The organism is Pluralibacter sp. (genome assembly GCF_019237635.1).
GTDB lineage: Bacteria > Pseudomonadota > Gammaproteobacteria > Enterobacterales > Enterobacteriaceae > Enterobacter_B.
Map to the genome: position 1 here is coordinate 1 of NZ_JAFAGS010000077.1, position 5,183 is coordinate 5,183.

General features: G+C 56.2%; 5 protein-coding genes. All 5 read left to right on the forward strand.

Annotated elements, in window-relative coordinates; all coding sequences use genetic code 11:
* On the forward strand, positions 1-1,767 hold a 1,767-nt coding region (csrD, locus tag JO226_RS09265), incomplete at its 5' end, for an RNase E specificity factor CsrD (protein WP_293547715.1).
* Positions 1,768-2,061: 294 nt separating this feature from the next.
* Positions 2,062-3,105 carry a rod shape-determining protein MreB gene (gene mreB / locus JO226_RS09270; RefSeq protein ID WP_000913396.1) on the forward strand — a complete coding sequence of 348 codons (1,044 nt, stop codon included), beginning with the start codon at positions 2,062-2,064 and terminating at the stop codon, positions 3,103-3,105.
* A 69-nt stretch (positions 3,106-3,174) separates the two neighbouring features.
* Positions 3,175-4,188, forward strand: coding sequence for a rod shape-determining protein MreC (gene mreC, locus JO226_RS09275; RefSeq protein WP_293548017.1), 1,014 nt, complete (start codon positions 3,175-3,177; stop codon positions 4,186-4,188).
* Positions 4,188-4,676, forward strand: coding sequence for a rod shape-determining protein MreD (mreD, locus tag JO226_RS09280; protein ID WP_293548020.1), 489 nt, complete (start codon positions 4,188-4,190; stop codon positions 4,674-4,676). The genes mreC and mreD overlap by 1 nt, the downstream gene beginning before the upstream one ends.
* A gap of 15 nt (positions 4,677-4,691) precedes the next feature.
* Positions 4,692-5,183: nucleoside triphosphate pyrophosphatase (locus JO226_RS09285; protein ID WP_293548023.1), on the forward strand; the 492-nt coding region annotated here is incomplete at its 3' end.

The window sequence follows — 5,183 nt, forward strand, 5'->3', positions numbered from 1 at the left end:
GATAAAATCGACAGCCAACTGGACGAGCTGTTGATGCCTGTTGATATCGTCCGCATGGATGTGGTCGTCAACCACAAAACCGTATTCAGCCATTCGCGCACCAGCAGTTATCGGCCGATGGGCAGCAGCTATCAATACCGTGAAGTCTCTGTCCCGTTGATAAAACATCCTGGTATGACCGTCCATATGGTGTACCAGGATCCGATGGTGAACTATTTCCATTCGCTGTTAACCACCGCACCGCTGACGGTCGCCATCGGCTTTATGGTGCTGGTCATCTTCTTTTCGATGCGTTGGCTGCGTAATCAGCTTTCCGGCCAGGAGTTGCTGGAATTGCGCTCAACGCGAATTCTTAACGGTGAGCGCGGCAACCAGGTTCGGGGCAACGTGCATGAGTGGCCAGCCCGTACCAGCAGCGCGCTGGATACGTTGCTGTCTGAAATTCAGTTCGCCAGCGAGCAGCGCAGCCGGATGGACACGCTGATCCGCTCCTACGCCGCGCAGGACACCAAAACGGGCCTGAACAACCGCGTATTCTTTGATAACCAACTGGCGACCTTGCTTGAGGATCCGGAAAAGGTCGGGGCGCATGGCATTGTGATGCTGATTCGTCTGCCGGAGTTCGACCTGGTCCGTGACAACTGGGGACGAACGGCCGCTGAAGAACATTTCTTTACCATCATTAATTTGCTCTCGACCTTTATGATGCGCTACCCCGGCGCGCTGCTGGCACGCTACCACCGCAGCGATTTCGCGGTATTGCTACCTCATCGCACCTTAAAAGAGGCCGACAGTATCGCAAGCCAGTTGCTTAAAGCGCTGGATGCGCTCCCCGCCAGCAAAATTCTCGACCACGACGACATGATGCATATCGGCATCTGCGCCTGGCGCGGCGGGCAGACCACCGAACAGGTCATGGAGCATGCCGAAGCCGCTGTGCGTAACGCGGTCCTGCAGGGCAGCAACAGCTGGGCCGTGTACGACGATACCTTACCCGAGAAGGGGCGCGGCAATGTGCGCTGGCGTACGCTTATCGAACAGATGTTGAGCCGTGGCGGTCCGCGTTTTTATCAGAAACCTGCCGTCATGCGGGATGGGCATGTCCACCACCGTCAACTGATGTGTCGCATTTTTGACGGCAAAGAAGAGGTCAGCGCGGCGGAGTATATGCCGATGGTGCTGGAGTTCGGCCTGGCCGAAGAGTACGACCGCCTGCAAATCACCCGCCTGCTGCCGTTCCTTAAATGGTGGCCGGAGGAAAACCTGGCGCTACAGGTGACGGTAGAAGCGTTGATTCGTCCTCGCTTCCAGCGCTGGCTGCGTGATACGTTAATGCAGTGTGAAAAATCGCAGCGTAAACGGATTATTTTTGAACTTGCAGAGGCCGATGTTTGTCAACATATCAGCCGTTTACAGCCCGTGATGCGTTTGGTGAATGCGTTAGGGGTGAGAGTCGCCGTGATCCAGGCGGGTTTCACGCTGGTCGGGACAGGCTGGATCAAACAGCTGACGGTGGAGATCATCAAGCTCCATCCGGGGTTGGTCCGTAATATTGAGAAACGTAGTGAAAACCAACTACTGGTACAAAGTCTGGTCGAGGCTTGTAAAGGCACTCCGACCCGGGTTTTCGCCACCGGTTTACGTAGTCGAAACGAATGGCAGGTGCTGACTGAGTGCGGTGTCTCTGGTGGTCAGGGCGATTTTTTTGCCGCATCACAACCACTTGACACCAACGTGAAAAAATATTCGCAAAGATACTCTGTTTGACCTGCCGTTTAATGTGAATTCACGTAGAATAACGCGCGCTGTTTCTCCACGGGATGTGCATGTCTGCCCGTCTGGCGATTCGAGCGAAACGACGGTGATCGTCCTTTGACAGGTTGCAATGTCAGCGAGGAGCGCTGCGATCCTGACGGTGTCAGGTCGAATTTGTAACAAAGGAAACGAACTGCACTAATTTTCACCGTAGCAGATGATTTTTGCGCCTTGTCGCTGCTGCGTGTGGTTGGTAAAGTAAGCGGATTTTGTTTTCCGCCCCAGCTTTCAGGATTATCCCTTAGTATGTTGAAAAAATTTCGTGGCATGTTTTCCAATGACCTGTCCATTGACCTGGGTACCGCGAATACCCTCATTTACGTGAAAGGACAAGGCATCGTACTGAATGAGCCTTCTGTTGTGGCCATTCGCCAGGATCGTGCCGGTTCGCCGAAAAGCGTGGCTGCGGTCGGTCATGACGCTAAACAGATGCTCGGCCGTACACCGGGTAATATCGCAGCTATTCGTCCGATGAAAGACGGCGTTATTGCTGACTTCTTCGTTACGGAGAAAATGCTGCAGCACTTTATTAAGCAGGTGCACAGCAACAGCTTCATGCGTCCAAGCCCGCGCGTACTGGTTTGTGTGCCGGTTGGCGCCACCCAGGTTGAACGCCGTGCGATCCGTGAATCTGCTCAGGGCGCAGGTGCTCGAGAGGTTTTCCTGATTGAAGAACCGATGGCGGCAGCTATCGGCGCCGGTCTGCCGGTGTCTGAAGCGACCGGTTCTATGGTTGTGGATATCGGTGGTGGCACCACTGAAGTGGCGGTTATCTCCCTGAACGGCGTGGTGTATTCCTCCTCTGTCCGTATCGGCGGCGACCGTTTCGACGAAGCTATCATCAATTACGTTCGCCGTAACTACGGCTCCCTGATTGGTGAAGCGACCGCTGAGCGTATCAAACACGAAATCGGTTCTGCTTACCCGGGCGACGAAGTGCGCGAAATCGAAGTTCGTGGTCGTAACCTGGCTGAGGGCGTGCCGCGTGGCTTCACCCTGAACTCGAACGAAATCCTGGAAGCACTGCAGGAGCCGCTGACGGGTATCGTTAGCGCGGTGATGGTTGCGCTGGAACAGTGCCCGCCGGAGCTGGCATCCGATATTTCCGAGCGCGGTATGGTTCTGACCGGTGGTGGTGCGCTGCTGCGTAACCTCGACCGCCTGTTAATGGAAGAGACAGGAATTCCTGTCGTAGTTGCAGAAGATCCACTGACCTGTGTCGCGCGTGGCGGCGGCAAGGCGCTGGAAATGATCGACATGCACGGCGGCGACTTGTTCAGCGAAGAGTAGTCAGCCTGAAGTCTGGGGTAGCGATACCGCTGCCCCTTGATTTCACTGACACGAGAATACGCATAGCCTATGAAGCCCATTTTTAGCCGTGGCCCGTCGCTACAGATTCGCCTTATTCTGGCGGTGCTGGTGGCGCTTGGCGTCATTATCGCCGACAGCCGCCTCGGTACGTTCAGCCAAATCCGAACGTACATGGATACCGCCGTCAGTCCTTTCTATTTTGTTTCTAACGGCCCCCGTGAATTACTGGACAGCATCTCGCAAACGCTCGCGTCTCGCGATCAGCTTGAGCTGGAAAACCGCGCGCTGCGTCAGGAACTGCTGCTGAAAAACAGCGATCTTCTGATGTTGGGGCAGTACAAGCAGGAAAATGCCCGTCTGCGCGAGCTTTTAGGATCGCCGTTGCGTCAGGACGAGCAGAAAATGGTCACCCAGGTGATTTCAACCGTTAACGATCCTTACAGCGATCAGGTTGTTATCGACAAAGGGAGCGTGAACGGCGTTTACGAAGGCCAGCCGGTGATCAGCGACAAAGGCGTCGTCGGTCAGGTGGTCGCGGTGGCTAAACTCACCAGCCGCGTGCTGCTGATATGCGATGCCACCCATGCGCTGCCGATTCAGGTGCTGCGTAACGATATCCGCGTGATTGCGGCGGGTAACGGCTGCACGGACGATCTGCAGTTGGAGCATCTGCCAGCCAACACCGATATTCGCGTCGGCGATGTGCTGGTGACCTCCGGCCTTGGCGGCCGTTTCCCGGAAGGATATCCGGTTGCGGTGGTCTCTTCCGTGAAGCTGGATACCCAGCGCGCGTATACGGTGATTCAGGCTCGTCCGACCGCCGGGTTGCAGCGTCTGCGCTATCTGCTGCTGCTGTGGGGCGCCGATCGTAACGGCAGCAACCCCATGACGCCGGAAGAAGTACATCGTGTAGCCAACGAACGCCTGATGCAGATGATGCCGCAGGTATTGCCGCCGGTTGATACCATGGGGCCTCCGGCTCCCGTGCCCGCGCCTGCGACCGGGATGACGCAACCTTCGCCGGATGCTTTGCCGCAAACGCCTCCTCCAGGAGGGCAATAGTGTCGAGCTACCGTAGCCAGGGACGTTGGGTCATCTGGCTTTCGTTTCTGATAGCGCTTTTGCTGCAAGTGATGCCCTGGCCGGATTCGCTAATCGTCTTCCGGCCAAACTGGGTGTTGTTGATCCTGCTTTACTGGATTCTGGCGCTACCGCATCGGGTCAATGTCGGCACAGGTTTTATCATGGGTGCCATACTGGATCTGATCAGTGGTTCAACGCTCGGCGTCCGCGCTCTGTCGCTTAGCATTATTGCGTACCTGGTGGCGCTCAAGTATCAGTTGTTCCGCAATCTGGCGCTTTGGCAACAGGCGCTGGTGGTCATGATGCTGTCGCTGGCGGTGGATGTCGTTGTTTTCTGGGCAGAGTTTTTAGTGATCAACGTCTCTTTCCGACCGGAAGTGTTCTGGAGTAGTGTAGTGAACGGCGTACTCTGGCCCTGGTTGTTCCTGTTGATGCGGAAAATTCGCCAGCAATTCGCGGTGCAATAAGCAATAAAGGTTTCTATGACTATGCTGTATCTTGCTTCCGGCTCTCCCCGTCGTCAGGAGTTGCTGACCCAACTGGGCGTTACGTTTGAACGTCTGGTGCCCGGTATTGAAGAACAACGCCAGCCGCAGGAGAGCGCGCCGCACTATGTCGCCCGACTGGCGCGCGAAAAGGCGCAGGCGGGCGTCGCCATGGCCGCGCGCGACCTGCCAGTGCTGGGAGCGGATACGATTGTGGTGCTGAATGGCGAAGTGCTGGAAAAGCCGCGCGACGCGGCGCATGCCGCGGTGATGCTGCGCCAGCTTTCTGGGCAAACGCATCAGGTGATGACCGCAGTGGCGCTGGCAGACAGGCAGCAGGTCATCGACTGCCTGGTGATGACAGATGTGACGTTCAGAGTATTGTCAGACGAGGAGATCGCCGGCTACATCGCCAGCGGTGAACCTATGGATAAAGCAGGTGCATACGGTATTCAAGGGTTGGGTGGCTGTTTTGTCAGGAAGATAAAT

Excerpts from the sequence above, each read along its gene's own strand:
- mreC (WP_293548017.1), top strand. The coding sequence starts at position 3,175 with ATGAAGCCCATTTTTAGCCGTGGCCCGTCGCTACAGATTCGCCTTATT.
- mreB (WP_000913396.1), top strand. The coding sequence starts at position 2,062 with ATGTTGAAAAAATTTCGTGGCATGTTTTCCAATGACCTGTCCATTGAC.